Raw genomic sequence first — 13,874 nt, forward strand, 5'->3', positions numbered from 1 at the left:
TTTCCGCTTAAGCGAAAGGGCACGACAGTGCAGAACACGAACAGCACCATCTCCGACGTCGATTCGACCCCCTCCACTCGCACGTCTCGATCCGGGCGCTACCGGTGGAGGGTCGTCGACATCGTCGTCGCCAGCGTCATCGGCGTGGCATCCGGCGTCATCTTCTGGGCCTGGGGTCTCGCGTGGACTCCGCTCTCGGGCGTCCTCGCCTTCACACCGGGCCTGGAGGGTCTGCTCGCAGGTGGCTGGCTCTTCGCCGGAGTGCTCGGCGGGCTCGTCATCCGCAAGCCGGGTGCGGCGATCTACACCGAGCTCGTGGCGGCCGTCGTCTCCATGATCATCGGAACGCAGTGGGGCTTCTCCACGCTCATCTGGGGCCTCGTCGAGGGCATCGGAGCCGAGATCGTGTTCGCGATCTTCCTCTACCGCAGCTTCAACCTCGGCGTGGCCCTGCTCGCCGGTGCCGGTGCCGGAGTGGCCGTCGGTCTCCTCGACACGACCTTCACCAGCTATGCGGCACTCGAGTTGCAGTACAAGCTCGTCTACCTCGTCTCGGCCATCGTCTCGGGCGTCGTTCTCGCCGGTCTCCTCTCGTGGCTCGCGATGCGCGGCCTCGCTCGCACGGGTGCCCTGAGTCGATTCGCTGCGGGCCGTGAGACACGTTCAGTCGAAGCGGATGCCCCCACCCTGTGAGCAGTGCATCCGGTGCACGCGTGACGGCGGTCGGGTGGGGGTGGCGACACGCCGGTCGCCGCTCGCACGCCGTCTCGGCGCTCGACCTGGTGATCGAGCCGGGGGAGCGGGTGCTCCTGCTCGGTCCGTCGGGCGCGGGCAAGAGCACACTGCTCGCGGCACTGGCCGGGGTACTCGGAGGCGACGACGAGGGTGAGGAGCTCGGCCGCCTCGCCATCGACGGCGCCGATCCGCGGGATCGGCGTGGCCGAGCCGGACTCGTGCTGCAGGATCCCGACTCGCAACTGGTGCTGGCTCGCATCGGCGACGACGTCGCCTTCGGCTGCGAGAACCTCGGGGTTCCTCGCGACGAGATCTGGCAGCGGGTCGGCGAGGCGCTCGAATGGGTCGGTCTCGACCTGCCCCTCGGTTCGGCGACGTCGGCGCTCTCCGGCGGGCAGAAGCAACGGCTCGCCCTCGCCGGCGTGCTCGCCATGCGGCCCGGCCTCGTGCTGCTCGACGAGCCGACGGCCAACCTCGACCCCGACGGAGTGCGTGAGGTTCGGGATGCCGTCGACAGGTCGATCGCCCGGTCGGGAGCCACGCTCATCGTGGTCGAGCACCGCGTCGACGTCTGGCTGCCCGTCGTCGATCGCGTGATCGTCCTCGATCCGGCCGGCGGGCTGCTGGCCGACGGCTCGCCCGACGGCGTGCTCACGGCGCACGGCGAGCGTCTCGCCGCTGCCGGAGTGTGGGTGCCGGGCTGGCCGCCGAGGGCTCCGGTGCGTCGGCACGAGCACGGGCTCGCGGCATCCGTTCTCTCCGTCGACGACCTGGCCGTGGGGCGCACGCCGTACGCAGCCCGCCGTCCTGAGGTCGCGGCCAGCCACATCGGTTTCGACATCGCCGCCGGTCGTGCGCTCGCACTCACCGGGGCGAACGGCTCGGGCAAGTCGACGACGGCACTCACGATCGCCGGCCTCCTGGCGCCGGTCTCGGGTGCCGTCCGCGCGTCGCCTCTGCTCGCGGCGGGCCTCGACCCTTCGCCGCACCGCTGGCGCAGCCGCGAGCTGCTGCCGCGCATCGGCACGGTGTTCCAGGATCCGGAGCACCAGTTCCTCGCACCGACGGTTCGGGCCGAGCTGCTCGTGGGACCGCGCGCACTTCGCGTCGACGCGGCCACGGCCACAGCGCGGGCCGACGCGCTGCTCGAGCGCCTCAGGTTGAGCCGTCTCGCCGAGGCGAATCCCTTCACGCTCTCGGGCGGGGAGAAGCGGCGGCTCTCGGTCGCCACCGTGCTCGCCACGGCGCCCCAGCTGCTCGTGCTCGACGAGCCCACCTTCGGCCAGGACGCGAACACGTGGACCGAGCTGATGGCACTGCTGGCCGAACTGCTCGACGAGGGCACCGCAGTCGTCGCCGTCACCCACGACCAGCACGTGGTCGAGGCCATCGCCGACGCCGAGTTCTCGTTCACCTCGGGCTCGACAGCGGAGGTCGTGCGATGAGCATCCTGACGCCCACCATCAGACCGAGCATGGTGGCGCGCATCAACCCCGTCGCGAAGCTCGCGGCAGCTCTGCTCATCAGCATCGTGCTGCTGCTGTCGATAGACGTGGTGTCTGCGGCCGTCGCCCTCGCGCTCGAGCTCGTGCTGCTCGGATTCGCTGGCCTGAGCGCGCGGCAGTTCTGGCTCCGCACGTCTCCACTCTGGATCGCCGCCCCCTTGGCCGGCCTCACGACGGTCCTCTACGGAGTCGACTCCGGTGCAGTGCTCTGGCAGTGGGGCTTCATCACCGTCACCGAGGGCTCTCTCGGTCTCGGCCTCGCCATCATGTTGCGCGTGCTGTCGATCGGACTGCCGGGCATCGTGCTGCTCGCCACCACCGACCCGACCGACCTCGCCGACGGTCTCGCCCAGGTGGTGCGGCTTCCCGCCCGGTTCGTGCTGGGCGCCCTCGCCGGCTTGCGTCTCGTCGGCCTCGGCATCGAGGACTGGCGTTCGCTCGGCCTGGCGCGGCGTGCGCGGGGCATCGCGGATGCGCGCGGGCCCATCGGTGCCGTGCGTCGGTTCGCTGGCCAGGCGTTCGCCATGCTTGTGATCTCCGTGCGACGCGGCAGCAAGCTCGCGACGGCGATGGAGGCCCGAGGTTTCGGTGCCGACCACGTCGAGCGCAGCTGGGCGCGGCCGTCGACCTTCGGCGCACGTGAGGTGCTTCTCGTGATGGTGGGCGCCGTCATCGCCGGCGCGGCCGTGGCCGCGGCCGTGTGGGCTGGCACCTGGAGTTTCGTCCTTGCCTGAGTGGATCGATCCGAGGGCAGCGCTCGAGCGTGTGCTGGATCTGGTTGCCGCGACCCAGCCTCCGGCGACGGTCCTCGTCGACGGCCCGAGCGGATCGGGCAAGTCGACCTTCGCCGACCTCCTCATCGCCGGGTGGGCGGATGTCGCTGGCAACCCCGCGCTCGTACGCCTCGACGGCATCTACCCCGGGTGGTCGGGGCTCGATGCGGCGTCCGCCGCCGTCGCGGCCGATCTGCTCGTACCGCGCGCAGCAAGCCGTGACGGCGGCTGGCGCCGGTGGGACTGGACACGCGGTGCACCAGCCGAGTGGCACGAGGTGGCGGCGTCCCAGCCGCTGATCGTGGAGGGGTGCGGCACTCTGAGCACGACATCCGCATCCGTCGTCGCCATCAGGGTCTGGATCGAGGCGTCGGATGCCGTGCGCAAACCCCGCGCCCTCGATCGCGATGCCGGCGCTTTCGACGCCCACTGGGACGAGTGGGACGCCCAGTGGCGTCGCTACGTGGAGCGGGAGCATCCGTCAACCCGTGCCGACGTGCGAGTGCGCAGCGACTGAGGCGAGTAGGTTGGAGAGATGACTACACCAGACGTCTCGTACATCGCCGAGTTCACCGACGGACCCCTCGAGGGCGAGGTCGAGACCCGCATCCTCATCGGCGGAACGGCTGAGAAGCGCATCGGCATGGTCGCCGCCGTCGACGGGCTCGAGTCGCTGTTCTGGTACGACGCCGGCGAGGAGCGCGAGGTCAACGACCAGCTGCACGTGCGCTACAGCTTCGACGCGGGCGATTCCGACCCCGTCGAGTCGGACGAAGAGACCTTCTGACCTTCTGACCGTCTGATCCGGGACCTCGAGCCGCGGTGGAGGGCTACTCCTCCGCGGTCTCGGTTCCCGTGGTCTGCGACTCGATGAGCGACTTCACCATCGGGATCGGATTCATGAGGCGCCATCCGAGACCAGGGTCCCGGATGGGCTTCGAGAGCTTCAGCGCCACGGATGCGTCGCCGTTGCCGACGCGCACGTGTCCGACGATGGCACCCTCGGACTTCGTGCTGAAGCCCTCGAAGTCGACCTTCGTCGATGACGAACCCGACTTCCACGCAGACCTGGTGACGGCCGTGCCGGTGACACCATCGGCCTGGGCACCCCACGGTGCACGGAAGTGCACGTAGGCCGTCGACTTCGCGATCACGTCGACGGGCGCCGCACTCTCCTCGGCGCTGGCCGCGAAGGCTTCGATACCCGAAGCCAGGGTCTCGTAGTCGGGCTGGCGGATGAAGGCTCCCGCGACAGTGACGGCCGCATCGCCCTCGCCGATGGTCTTGGTGAACAGATAGCAGACCCCGGCGGGGTCGGTGAAGCTGCGCGAGATCCCGAAGACGCCCAGATCCGAGAAGAAGTCCGTGGTGTTCTCCACCCCCCGGGCATTCACGAGGGCTGTCGCCGGCTTGGAGAGGATGTCGTGGAGGGTCGGTTGCTCGCTCAGGAGCGCCCCGAGCACGGCGGCATCGGATGCAGTTCCCACGGTGTCTCCGCTGAGGCCGGTGGCGTCGGCCACGGTGGTGTTCTCCATGCCGTTCTTCGCGAGCCACGTGTTCGCCGTCTCCACGTAGGCGTCGACCGATCCGAATGCCCAGCGCACAAGGGTGTCTGCGTGGTTGTTGCTCGAGCCGAGCAGGACGGCCTGCAGCACCTGCTGTTCGGTCCACTTCTCACCGCGGAAGACGGGGAGCGTGCGGGCGCCCTCTTTGCTGTAGTCGATGTAGGCGGCGTAGTCGGGCGTCGTGATGGTGATCTCGTCGCCCGCCTTGCCGACGGCCAGGGGCTTCTCGTCGATGGTCACGAGTGCGGCGATCACCTTCGCGATGCCGGCGATCGGCACGGCATCCGTGGTTCCGGCGACAGCGAACGGCGTGGTCTCACCGACCGCGATCACCGCACTGGCTCCATCGGCCGGAAGCACCGGGGGTTGTGCGCCGGCTGCGGGATTGACGGGGCTCAGAACCTCGGCGTGAACGGCGGGCAGGGGTGCCAGCAGGGTCACCGGGCCGTAGACGCCGATGCCGAGTATGACGACCACGCCGATGAGGATGCCGAAGAAGCGGCCGGGGCGGAAGTCCATGCCATCAGGTTAACCCGGCGGATCGATGCCGGCCGGCCGCCACACTCGGTGGGCGCCTAAGCCCACCCGAGGTCGTGCAGACGGTCGTCGTCGATGCCGTAGAAATGCGCGATCTCGTGAACGAGGGTGATGTGGATCTCGTCGCGGAGCTCATCCTCGTCCTCGCAGATCGCGAGCAGCGGCTCGCGGTACAGGATGATGCGATCGGGCATCTCTCCGAAGCCGTACTGGCCGCGCTCGGTGAGGGCGACGCCGTCGTAGAGGCCGAGGAGGTCGAGGGAGCCGTCCTCCGGGCGGTCCTCGACGACGAAGATCACGTTGTCGAGGCCGTCGACCATGTCGTCGGGCAGTTCGTCGAGCTCATCGATGACGAGCTTCTCGAACTCCTCCGCATTCAGGTCCATGCCCTCATCGTGTCATGCGGCGACGAGGGTGCTGCCGAGCCACCACAGCAGGATCGACGCCACGATGGCCGCGAACGGTGCGACGATGCCGCTGCGATCCCGCGTCAGCAGGATGATCCCCACGACGACACCGACGATCGCGACCACGATCGGCCCGTACACGCCGAGCGCGAACCCGATCATGGCCGGGCTGGAGTCGAGCGCCCACAGGAGCCCGGCGAAGAAGAACGCGACGGCCAGAGCGACGGAGACGAGCATCAGCAGCACAGTGATGCCGATGTCGACTGCGCGCGCTGTGCTGGTGCGATGTGCCATGACCTGCCTCCATCGAACAGCCCCAGGGGCTATGGGAAAAGGCCCCGGATCTCTCCGGGGCCTTCTCGACTTGGGGTGAGTAACGGGGCTTGAACCCGCGACCTCCTGGACCACAACCAGGCGCTCTACCAACTGAGCTATACCCACCATGCGCCTGCCGAGAAGCTCCGGAGATCCGGCGCTGCGCGAAAGGCAACTAGAGAAGTGTATTACACCCGGGAGGTGAAATCCGACACGACGGATGCCGCAGCCGCCTGCGCGTCCTCGGACGTGGGTCCGGGATCGGGCACGAACATGGCCCGTCGGTAGTACTCGAGCTCGCGGATGGACTCCAGGATGTCGGCCAGCGCACGGTGCCCACCCGCCTTCGGGGGAGCGTTGAAGTAGATGCGGGGGAACCAGCGGCGGGCGAGTTCCTTGATGGATGACACGTCGACGACGCGGTAGTGCAGTTGAGCGTCGAGCCGCGGCATGAAGGCGTGCAGGAACGTGCGGTCGGTGCCGATGCTGTTGCCGGCCAGGGGCGCCTTGGCGTCGGCAGGCACATGCTTCAGCACGTACTCGATGGCCTGGTACTCCGCATCTGCAACGCTCACACCGTGGGGGATCTCCTCGATGAGCCCGGACTCGGTGTGCATGTTGCGCACGAAGTCGCCCATCGTCTCGAGGGCGCTGTCGTCGGGTTTGATCACGATGCTGATGCCCTCGTCGAGCGGCCGCAGGTCGTAATCGGTGATCACGATCGCGATCTCCACGAGTTCGTCGACGGCGAGGTCGAGTCCGGTCATCTCACAGTCGACCCAGACGAGTCGATCTACACCACTGCTCATGAGGCGAGTCTACGTGCGCCCGGCGACACGCGATCCGTCGTCGGCGCTCCGTAGACTGGAACGATGCTGCTCGAGCTCTACACATCCGCCTTCTGTGAGCCCTGTATGCAGACCAGGGCGGTGGTCGCCGAGGCCGCGCGTCTCGTTCCGGATGCCGAGGTCGCCGAGTACGACGTCGCCACCGACATGGACGCCGCCGAGGCCGAGGACATCCGCTCCACCCCGACCATGATCGTGCGTTCAGCGAACGGCGCCGAGGTCTTCAGGGCCGTCGGAGTGCCCACCCTCGCGCAGGTGCTCGTCGCCGCGGCGAAAGCGCTCTGAGCTTCGCCGCGCGGGCGCTGAGGTATCGTTGACGATCGCGCCCCCGTAGCTCAGCGGATAGAGCAGGAGCCTTCTAATCTCTTGGTCGCAGGTTCAATTCCTGCCGGGGGCACCATCACGATCCGATTCGGCGGAGTCTCGATGCTCTGGCGGATGCAGGAACCTCCGCCAAAGCATCGAGACTCCGCCGAGCGGTATCACGGTATGGCAACGCGGGCCGAGCCGCTCGCCTCACCCCTCCTCGGCGATGAACGCGTCCTTCTCCGGGGCTGCCGGGGTGTACTCGGGCGAGCGCTTGCGGAACGCCAACCCGAGCAGCGGGAACAGAAGCACGCTCAGCAGGCCGGCTCCGACGAGCGATGCTGCGGTGCCAGTCGTCAGATCGCCCTCACTGACCCCGATGTTGGTCACCGCCACGATGATGGGCAATGCGGTCGCGCCCATGAGCCCGAGGGCGACCCGGTCGGCGCGAGGGGCTCCAGGAGGAGCTGCGATGACGCTCGGCAGGCCGCGCACGACGAGGAAGAGCAGCAGGAAGATCGGAAGCAGAAGCAGATTGCGCGTGTCGCCGAGGAGCGCGGCCAGGTCGAAGGTGAGACCGGTGTTGATGAAGAACACCGGGACGAGGAAGCCGTAGCCGACGGCCTCGAGCTTGGACTCGATCGCCTCGGCATCCTTCTCAGGCGCACCCGTGAGCAGCAGGCGGTACAGGATGCCGGCGGCGAACGCCCCGAGGAGCATGTCGAGCCCGAACATGATGCTGAGGGCGCTCAGGGCGAACAGCGTGAACAGGACGAGGCGCACAGCGAACTGGCCGCTCGTGTGGATCGTCGAGGCGATGATGCGATGCAGGCGACGACCGTATCCGCGAGCCGCGAACCAGATGGCGAGACCGGCGATCGCGGCGAACGCGACCAGAACGACGGCCGCGGCCCCGGGCGACCGGCCGCCGAGGAACAGCGAGATCGCCAGGAGTGGACCGAACTCTCCGATGGCCCCGATGGCGAGCACGGCGATACCGAACGGCGTCCTCAGCTCGCCGGCATCCCGCAGCACCGGAAGCAGAGTCCCGAGCGCGGTCGATGTGAGCGCGACACCGATGAAGATGCCGGCGCCGAAGGTGGGTGCCAAGGCGATCCCTATCAGTACGCCGGCCACGAGGGAGATCAACCACCCGAGGGCGGCGCGCCTCATCGGGCGGCCCTTGATCGTGGCGAAGTCGATCTCGTTGCCCGCCAGGAAGAACAACATGGCGAGCCCGAACTGCGACAGCACCTCGAGGAAGCCTCCCGGATGGACCCAGCCGAGCACCGCGGGGCCCAGCAGGAGTCCCAGGAGGATCTCGAAGACGACCAGCGGCACGGGGATGAGCCGTCCGAGGAGCCGACCCAGAAGAGGTGCGGCGACGGCGACGGCCGGCACCAGCACCATCGCGCTCAACGAGATGTCGTCCATGGGATTCTCCAGACCGGCCGGCGGGGCATGCCCTCGGATGATATCGGCAGGCCGACTCTCGGGTCCCGAATCCGTCCATGAACTGCCACACTGGGGCGATGCGGCCCAGAAACGCGTTCGCCATGGCCTCCATCGTCTTCGCCGTGCTCGCCCTCTCAGGATGCGCGGCGGAGGAACGCGCCGGATCCGGACGCCCGGTCGCCACCTTCCAGGTGGTGGAGGAGACCTTCCGCATCGAGCTGGTCACGCCCGAGCTCATCGACCATGCGCAGCGTCTCTTCGACGGTGAAGAGCTCGCGGCGATTCCCGTGGGGAAGATCGTGCGACCCGATCCCGAGGTGAACACGGGCTGGCACTGGCACATCGATCCGAAGACCCTCGAGTTCGCTGATTTCACCACCGAGGTCTGCGACGGCCTGCCCTCCTACGTCGAGGACGAGACCCTCACCAGCGACACCTACTGCCCGTGGAGCGCGAAGATCATCGCCATGGACTATCCCGAGGGGTAACGAGTCCGAAACGAGCGCGCAGTAGATTCGAAGCATGCGAGAGCTTCAGGCACAGATCATCCAGGAACTGAACGTGCAGGCGACGATCGATCCCGCGGCGGAGGTGGAACGCCGGGTCGACTTCCTCGTGGAGTACACGAGGCGCGCCGGTACGCGAGGGTTCGTGCTCGGCATCAGCGGCGGGCAGGACTCGACTCTGGCCGGGCGGCTGTGCCAGCTCGCTGTCGAGAAACTCGCCGCCGGGGGAACGGATGCCGCCTTCATCGCGGTTCGCCTGCCGTACAAGGTGCAGGCCGACGAGGCCGACGCCCAGCTCGCCCTCGACTTCATCCGGCCCCAGAAGCGCGCCGAGTTCAACATCCAGGACAGTGCCGACGCCTTCGCCGCCGAGTACGCCGACGCCCTCGATGAGCCGCTCTCCGACTTCAACAAGGGCAACGTGAAGGCTCGCGCCCGGATGATCGCGCAGTACGCCATCGCCGGCCAGAACGGACTCCTCGTCGTCGGCACCGATCACGCCGCCGAGGCCGTGACGGGCTTCTTCACCAAGTTCGGCGACGGTGGTGCAGACATCCTGCCGCTGTCGGGGCTGTCGAAGCGCCAGGGCCGCGCTCTGCTGCAGTATCTCGACGCACCTGAAGTGCTCTCCTCGAAGGCACCGACTGCCGATCTGCTCGACGAGAACCCAGGTCAGACCGATGAGGCCAACCTCGGGCTCTCCTACACCGACATCGACGACTTCCTCGAGGGCCATGATGTGGCTGACGCTGTCGCCGAGGCGATCGAGAACCGCTATCTGGCCACTCAGCACAAGCGCCGTGATCCGGTCAGCCCCTTCGACACCTGGTGGAAGCCCGCGAGCTGAGATCAGCCCGCTCGACCGCCGTACCCGCGGCCGTCCCCACCGCTGGACGAAGTCGCCGTCGGATGACTCCACGAACGAGAAAAGGGAGAGCAGGCCGCGAGGCCTGCTCTCCCTCTCTCGTTGGTGAGACCCAGACGCCTAGGGCGTCGTGATCACGTCGGTGCGGTCGTCGCCCTTGCGCCTCGTCGGGAGGGCGGAGACGTCGTCGAGCAGCTGCTGGGTCTCGGTCGACGTCGACGCACCGGATGCCGGAGTGAGGGGAGCCATCGCCGGAGTGTACGGGGTGGTGGCTGCAGCCGGCTCGAACTGCTGGTGGTGCTGCTCGGCGACCCACGCATCCTGCTCGGCGAGCAGGGCCTTCTCGGCGGCGGTGTTCATGACCTTCCAGCGGTCGAGATCGGTCTGGAACAGCTTGCGAGCGCGGGCCGGGCGCTTCTGCCAGTCGACGAGGCGGTCCCGGAACTCGATGACAGCGGGCTCGAGCTCGTAGCCGAAGGTCGCAGAGGCGCGCTTCATCTCGTGCAACTGGTGGGCTGCCCAGTTCGCGGCCACGGCGGCGCCGCGGATCGGGAGCATGCGTACGCGGATGTCGGCTTCACCGACGGCGCGGTCCGCGAGCACCTGCTCCTGCGGCGTGAGGGAGTTCCACACCGACGACTCCGTGGCGGCGTCGATGAGCGCGGCGATGGCCGTCGCCTTCACCTCACGGTCACGCTGATCGATGAGACTGCGGACGGCGGCGCGTGCCACCCAGGCTGCGAGCAGCGCCGAGAGCACCATGGCGACGACGAGCACTCCGGCTGCGAAGAGCGTGGGGCGTGCGTCGTCCGAGAAGAGCCAGTTGAAGAAGTCCGTGATCCACTGCATGTGGCGCACTTTACCCGCGAGGGAGACGGATGCCGGGGATCACCGCCCGGCGTGGCCGAAGGCGCTCCGGCAACCGGCCGCTCGACCACGGCTCGAGCTACGCGAAACTCTCCGCCGCCGCCTGTGCGGTCCAGAACTCGCCGAGCGTGAGCGTGCGGGAGCCGCCGCGCGAGAGTCTCGCCGTGAAACGCCCGAGGTCTCCACTGCCGAGGCGCTCGATGTGACCGCGGACGTCGCCCCGATCGGTGACGACCCGCCAGAGGTCGGCGCGCACCGGCGCGAACTCCAGGCCGGGAACACGCGCGTCGAGGGCGGTGCCTGGTCGCAGGGAACGGATCTCGATCGTTGCAGTCATGCTGTCTCCTCGTGAGCGCCGGCCCGGGTGCTTTCTTCTGTCCCATCAGGCTAGAAGCGACCACCGACATCCGTTCGAACGAGGAAGACGATTCAGAACAGCTTCTCGGCCGCCAGGGTTCCGGTTGCGAGATCGGCGTCGAGGACCTTGCCGGTGCGAGCCGTCTGGGCGAGCACGATGCCCACGGTGACCAGAGCCACGCCGAGCAACTGCACGGCCGTGAGGGTCTCGCCCAGCCAGAGCCACGCGACTCCGAAGGCGAACAGCACCTCGGAGGATGCCGTGATGCCGGCAGCCGTTGCCGTGAGGTGCTTGAGTGCGAGCAGCGACAGCAGGAACGGCGCGAACGAGCCGAGCACCGCGTTCCAGAGGAGCGGAATCGCGAGGGGAACGCTCACTCCCTCCAGGTTGCCGCCCAACGGCACCGTGGAACCCAGCAGCGCGGGATCGATCTCCCACCATCCGCTGAGCACGCCCCAGAAGACGGTGGCGAAGCCCATGGACCAGAAGCCGACGGCGAGCGGCGACGTCGCCCCGACCTGGCGCTCGCCCACCACGAAGTAGACCGTCAGCGTGGCCGCGGCGGCCAGCGCGAACAGCACCCCGACGAGGTTCAGTGTCGACTGCCCGATCTGCGCGACGACGGCGAGGCCGATGAGCACGAGTGCGATAGCGGTCCAGATGCGCGGCTTCACCCGCTCCTTGAACACCACCCTCGCGATCACGGCGACAGCGAGGACCGCGAGGTATTCGAGCAGCAGGGCGATGCCGACGGGGAGCAGGCTCACGGCGACGGCGTAGGTCCACTGGAGCAGGGCGACGCCGAAGATGCCGAGCGCCGCCATGACGGCGAGCTGACGCCCCGTGATGCGGAATGCGCGACGGTTGGTCACCAGCAGGATGGCACCTGCGATGACGGTGACGGATGCCACCCTCCAGAACGTCAGCTGCGCCGGCGTGATGCCGGCCTCCACGATCACCTTGGTGGCCGACCCGTTCATGCCGAACAGCAGTGCGGCCGCCAGTGCGTAGAGGTAGCCCACTCTCTAGCGCTGGCCGGTGCCGTGCACTGCGAAGGGCTCGATCGCAGCGATCTCCTCGGCTGAGAGCGCCGGCGCTTCGAGGGCGGCGACGTTCTGCTCCAGCTGTGCCACGCTCGACGCGCCCACGAGTGCGCTCGTGACAGTCGAGTGCCGCAGGACCCACGACAGGGCGAGCTGTGCGATCGACTGTCCCCGGGCATCCGCCACCGTCTTCAGCCCTCGCAGACGCTCGAGGTAGTCGGAGTCGATGCTGTCCTCCGAGAGGAAGCGGCTGGTGGCCGCGCGCGAGTCCGACGGAACCTTGCCGTCGAGGTAACGGTCGGTGAGCAGCCCCTGGGCCAGGGGCGAGAACACGATGCTGCCCGTGCCCAGCTCGTCGAGCACCGGGAACAGGCCGTCCTCGATGTGACGGTCGAACATGGAGTAGCGCGGCTGGTGGATCGTCAGGGGGATCTTGTGCTCGGCGAGAGCCGCGGCAGCGGCCCTGGTCTGCTCGGGGTCGTAATTCGAGATGCCGACGTAGAGCGCCTTGCCCTGCTGCACGGCACTCGCGAGCGCGCCCATGGTCTCCTCGATGGGAGTCTCGGGGTCGGGGCGGTGGGAGTAGAAGATGTCGACGTAGTCGAGGCCCAGACGCCCGAGCGACTGGTCGAGCGATGAGAGCAGGTACTTGCGCGATCCGAAGTCGCCGTACGGGCCGGGCCACATGTCGTAGCCGGCCTTGCTCGAGATGATCACCTCGTCGCGGTACGCACGGAAGTCCTCGGCGAAGATGCGACCGAAGTTGGTCTCGGCCGAACCGTAGGGAGGGCCGTAGTTGTTGGCGAGGTCGAAGTGCGTGATGCCCAGGTCGAAGGCCCGGCGCAGGATCGCGCGCTGGACGTCGGTCGAGCGCTCGTCGCCGAAGTTGTGCCAGAGGCCCAACGACAGCGCCGGGAGCTTCAGGCCGCTGCGGCCGGTGCGGCGGTAGGTCATCTCGTCATAGCGGGTGGGGTCGGCGACATAAGGCATGAGGTCAGCCTAGGGCTCGGCGGCGACGCCCGTGTGGCGTGCGGCTCCTCCCCAGCGCGAGGCTCGCATCCGCTTTCGAACGGACAGCGGATCTCGCCAGAGGCACGATTCCGGATCCCGCCAGCATGTGTTCAACGCGGCCCGCCCGGGAGCTTTCCAGGCACGGGTGGCAACGGCGCGGGCCGCGTCCCCGGAGCGAACGCGTCGGGGCAGGAGACCAGACGGAGGAAGCCATGTCGAACCCCATCACCATCGTCGGAAACGTCGGAACGGATCCGACGGCGGCGATCCTTCCCGGAGGCGCGCGCAAAGTGACCTTCCGTATCGCCGTGAGCGAGCGGTACTACGACAGGAAGAAGAACGAGTGGGTCGACGCCGACCCCAGCTGGTTCACTGTCGAGGCGTTCCGCACCCTCGGCGAGCATGTGGAGCAGTCGGTCCATCGCGGCGACAACGTGATCGTCTCAGGAAGGCTGCGGGTGCGCACGTGGGAGAACGACAAGGGTCGCGGCACGGCTGTCGACCTCGAGGCCGACGCCGTCGGGCACAACCTCGCGTGGGGGACCAGTACCTACTCGAAGACGCACCGGACCGAGTCGGCGTCGCAGGATACGACTGATCTGCAGGCGCAGCAGTCCGAGCACAGGCAGCCCGGAACGGGTGGTGGCGGCGGCGAGGAGGCCGCCCAACGCAGCGGGTGGACGGTGCCGCTCTCGGAGCCCTCCGAAGCCCCTGCCCTCGTCGGAGCTGGTGACACTCCCTTCTGACCGCGACCCTAGACTCTGGGTGTGCCTCCGTG

General features: G+C 68.2%; 18 protein-coding genes and 2 tRNA genes. 10 read left to right on the forward strand and 10 right to left on the reverse strand.

The genetic code is table 11. The annotated features are described in order from the left end of the window. Nucleotides 1-27 precede the first annotated feature (27 nt). Genes AADV74_RS03760 through AADV74_RS03780 form a run of 5 tightly spaced genes read left to right on the forward strand, consistent with a single transcriptional unit; the run spans nt 28 to nt 3,800 of the window. Nucleotides 28-693 (forward strand): ECF transporter S component, encoded by a 666-nt coding sequence (locus AADV74_RS03760; RefSeq protein ID WP_342111972.1) that lies wholly within the window; start codon nt 28-30, stop codon nt 691-693. Then, nucleotides 690-2,180 (forward strand): ABC transporter ATP-binding protein, encoded by a 1,491-nt coding sequence (locus AADV74_RS03765; RefSeq protein ID WP_342111974.1) that lies wholly within the window; start codon nt 690-692, stop codon nt 2,178-2,180. Before AADV74_RS03760 ends, AADV74_RS03765 begins: the two co-directional genes overlap by 4 nt. Then, nucleotides 2,177-2,974 (forward strand): energy-coupling factor transporter transmembrane component T family protein, encoded by a 798-nt coding sequence (locus AADV74_RS03770; RefSeq protein WP_342111976.1) that lies wholly within the window; start codon nt 2,177-2,179, stop codon nt 2,972-2,974. Before AADV74_RS03765 ends, AADV74_RS03770 begins: the two co-directional genes overlap by 4 nt. Continuing rightward, entirely contained in the window at nt 2,967-3,530 is a 564-nt protein-coding gene (locus AADV74_RS03775) for a nucleoside/nucleotide kinase family protein (protein WP_342111977.1), read from the forward strand. Before AADV74_RS03770 ends, AADV74_RS03775 begins: the two co-directional genes overlap by 8 nt. 18 nt (nt 3,531-3,548) lie before the next feature. After that, the gene (locus tag AADV74_RS03780) at nt 3,549-3,800 is read left to right on the forward strand and encodes a hypothetical protein (protein ID WP_342111979.1); all 252 of its coding nucleotides are present in this window, start codon (nt 3,549-3,551) and stop codon (nt 3,798-3,800) included. A 43-nt stretch (nt 3,801-3,843) separates the two neighbouring features. Here the strand turns inward: AADV74_RS03780 and AADV74_RS03785 are convergent, their stop codons facing one another. From AADV74_RS03785 to orn, 5 genes are all read right to left on the reverse strand, one after another. Further along, on the reverse strand, nt 3,844-5,097 hold the full coding sequence (locus tag AADV74_RS03785; protein ID WP_342111981.1) for a D-alanyl-D-alanine carboxypeptidase family protein: 1,254 nt from the start codon (nt 5,095-5,097) through the stop codon (nt 3,844-3,846). 56 nt (nt 5,098-5,153) lie between these two features. Next, the gene (locus AADV74_RS03790; protein WP_135119817.1) at nt 5,154-5,501 is read right to left on the reverse strand and encodes a metallopeptidase family protein; all 348 of its coding nucleotides are present in this window, start codon (nt 5,499-5,501) and stop codon (nt 5,154-5,156) included. 12 nt (nt 5,502-5,513) lie between these two features. Further along, nucleotides 5,514-5,816, reverse strand: coding sequence for a hypothetical protein (locus AADV74_RS03795; RefSeq protein WP_342111986.1), 303 nt, complete (start codon nt 5,814-5,816; stop codon nt 5,514-5,516). Between the two features lie 71 nt (nt 5,817-5,887). Beyond that, nucleotides 5,888-5,963 (reverse strand) — tRNA-His (locus AADV74_RS03800). A 62-nt stretch (nt 5,964-6,025) separates the two neighbouring features. Then, on the reverse strand, nt 6,026-6,646 hold the full coding sequence (gene orn, locus AADV74_RS03805) for an oligoribonuclease (RefSeq protein ID WP_342111988.1): 621 nt from the start codon (nt 6,644-6,646) through the stop codon (nt 6,026-6,028). 63 nt (nt 6,647-6,709) lie between these two features. Here orn and AADV74_RS03810 point away from each other — a divergent pair, with 63 nt between their 5' ends. Next, complete coding sequence (locus tag AADV74_RS03810; RefSeq protein WP_342111990.1) at nt 6,710-6,970, forward strand: thioredoxin family protein; 261 nt, start codon at nt 6,710-6,712, stop codon at nt 6,968-6,970. A gap of 39 nt (nt 6,971-7,009) precedes the next feature. Continuing rightward, nucleotides 7,010-7,085 (forward strand) — tRNA-Arg (locus AADV74_RS03815). A 116-nt stretch (nt 7,086-7,201) separates the two neighbouring features. Here AADV74_RS03815 and AADV74_RS03820 read toward each other — a convergent pair. Beyond that, nucleotides 7,202-8,425 (reverse strand): cation:proton antiporter, encoded by a 1,224-nt coding sequence (locus AADV74_RS03820; protein WP_342111993.1) that lies wholly within the window; start codon nt 8,423-8,425, stop codon nt 7,202-7,204. 98 nt (nt 8,426-8,523) lie between these two features. Here AADV74_RS03820 and AADV74_RS03825 point away from each other — a divergent pair, with 98 nt between their 5' ends. Both AADV74_RS03825 and nadE read left to right on the forward strand, forming a co-directional pair. After that, the gene (locus AADV74_RS03825) at nt 8,524-8,934 is read left to right on the forward strand and encodes a BP74-related protein (protein ID WP_342111995.1); all 411 of its coding nucleotides are present in this window, start codon (nt 8,524-8,526) and stop codon (nt 8,932-8,934) included. A gap of 34 nt (nt 8,935-8,968) precedes the next feature. Then, complete coding sequence (nadE, locus tag AADV74_RS03830) at nt 8,969-9,799, forward strand: ammonia-dependent NAD(+) synthetase (protein ID WP_342111998.1); 831 nt, start codon at nt 8,969-8,971, stop codon at nt 9,797-9,799. Nucleotides 9,800-9,937: 138 nt separating this feature from the next. Here nadE and AADV74_RS03835 read toward each other — a convergent pair whose 3' ends face one another. The 4 genes from AADV74_RS03835 to mgrA form a co-directional block, all read right to left on the reverse strand. Then, nucleotides 9,938-10,666, reverse strand: coding sequence for a hypothetical protein (locus AADV74_RS03835; RefSeq protein ID WP_342112001.1), 729 nt, complete (start codon nt 10,664-10,666; stop codon nt 9,938-9,940). A 97-nt stretch (nt 10,667-10,763) separates the two neighbouring features. Further along, nucleotides 10,764-11,021 (reverse strand): hypothetical protein, encoded by a 258-nt coding sequence (locus AADV74_RS03840; RefSeq protein WP_342112003.1) that lies wholly within the window; start codon nt 11,019-11,021, stop codon nt 10,764-10,766. A gap of 92 nt (nt 11,022-11,113) precedes the next feature. Continuing rightward, nucleotides 11,114-12,064, reverse strand: a complete 951-nt coding sequence (locus AADV74_RS03845) for a DMT family transporter (RefSeq protein WP_342112005.1) — start codon at nt 12,062-12,064, stop codon at nt 11,114-11,116. 3 nt (nt 12,065-12,067) lie between these two features. Next, nucleotides 12,068-13,075: an L-glyceraldehyde 3-phosphate reductase gene (mgrA, locus tag AADV74_RS03850; protein ID WP_342112007.1), complete on the reverse strand. Its 1,008-nt coding sequence runs from the start codon at nt 13,073-13,075 to the stop codon at nt 12,068-12,070. A gap of 233 nt (nt 13,076-13,308) precedes the next feature. Between mgrA and AADV74_RS03855 the strand changes: the two genes are divergently transcribed. Beyond that, nucleotides 13,309-13,842, forward strand: a complete 534-nt coding sequence (locus AADV74_RS03855) for a single-stranded DNA-binding protein (protein ID WP_342112009.1) — start codon at nt 13,309-13,311, stop codon at nt 13,840-13,842. Nucleotides 13,843-13,874 lie beyond the last annotated feature (32 nt).

Origin of the sequence: Leifsonia stereocauli (assembly GCF_038432415.1) — a bacterium.
Taxonomy (GTDB): domain Bacteria; phylum Actinomycetota; class Actinomycetes; order Actinomycetales; family Microbacteriaceae; genus Orlajensenia; species Orlajensenia stereocauli.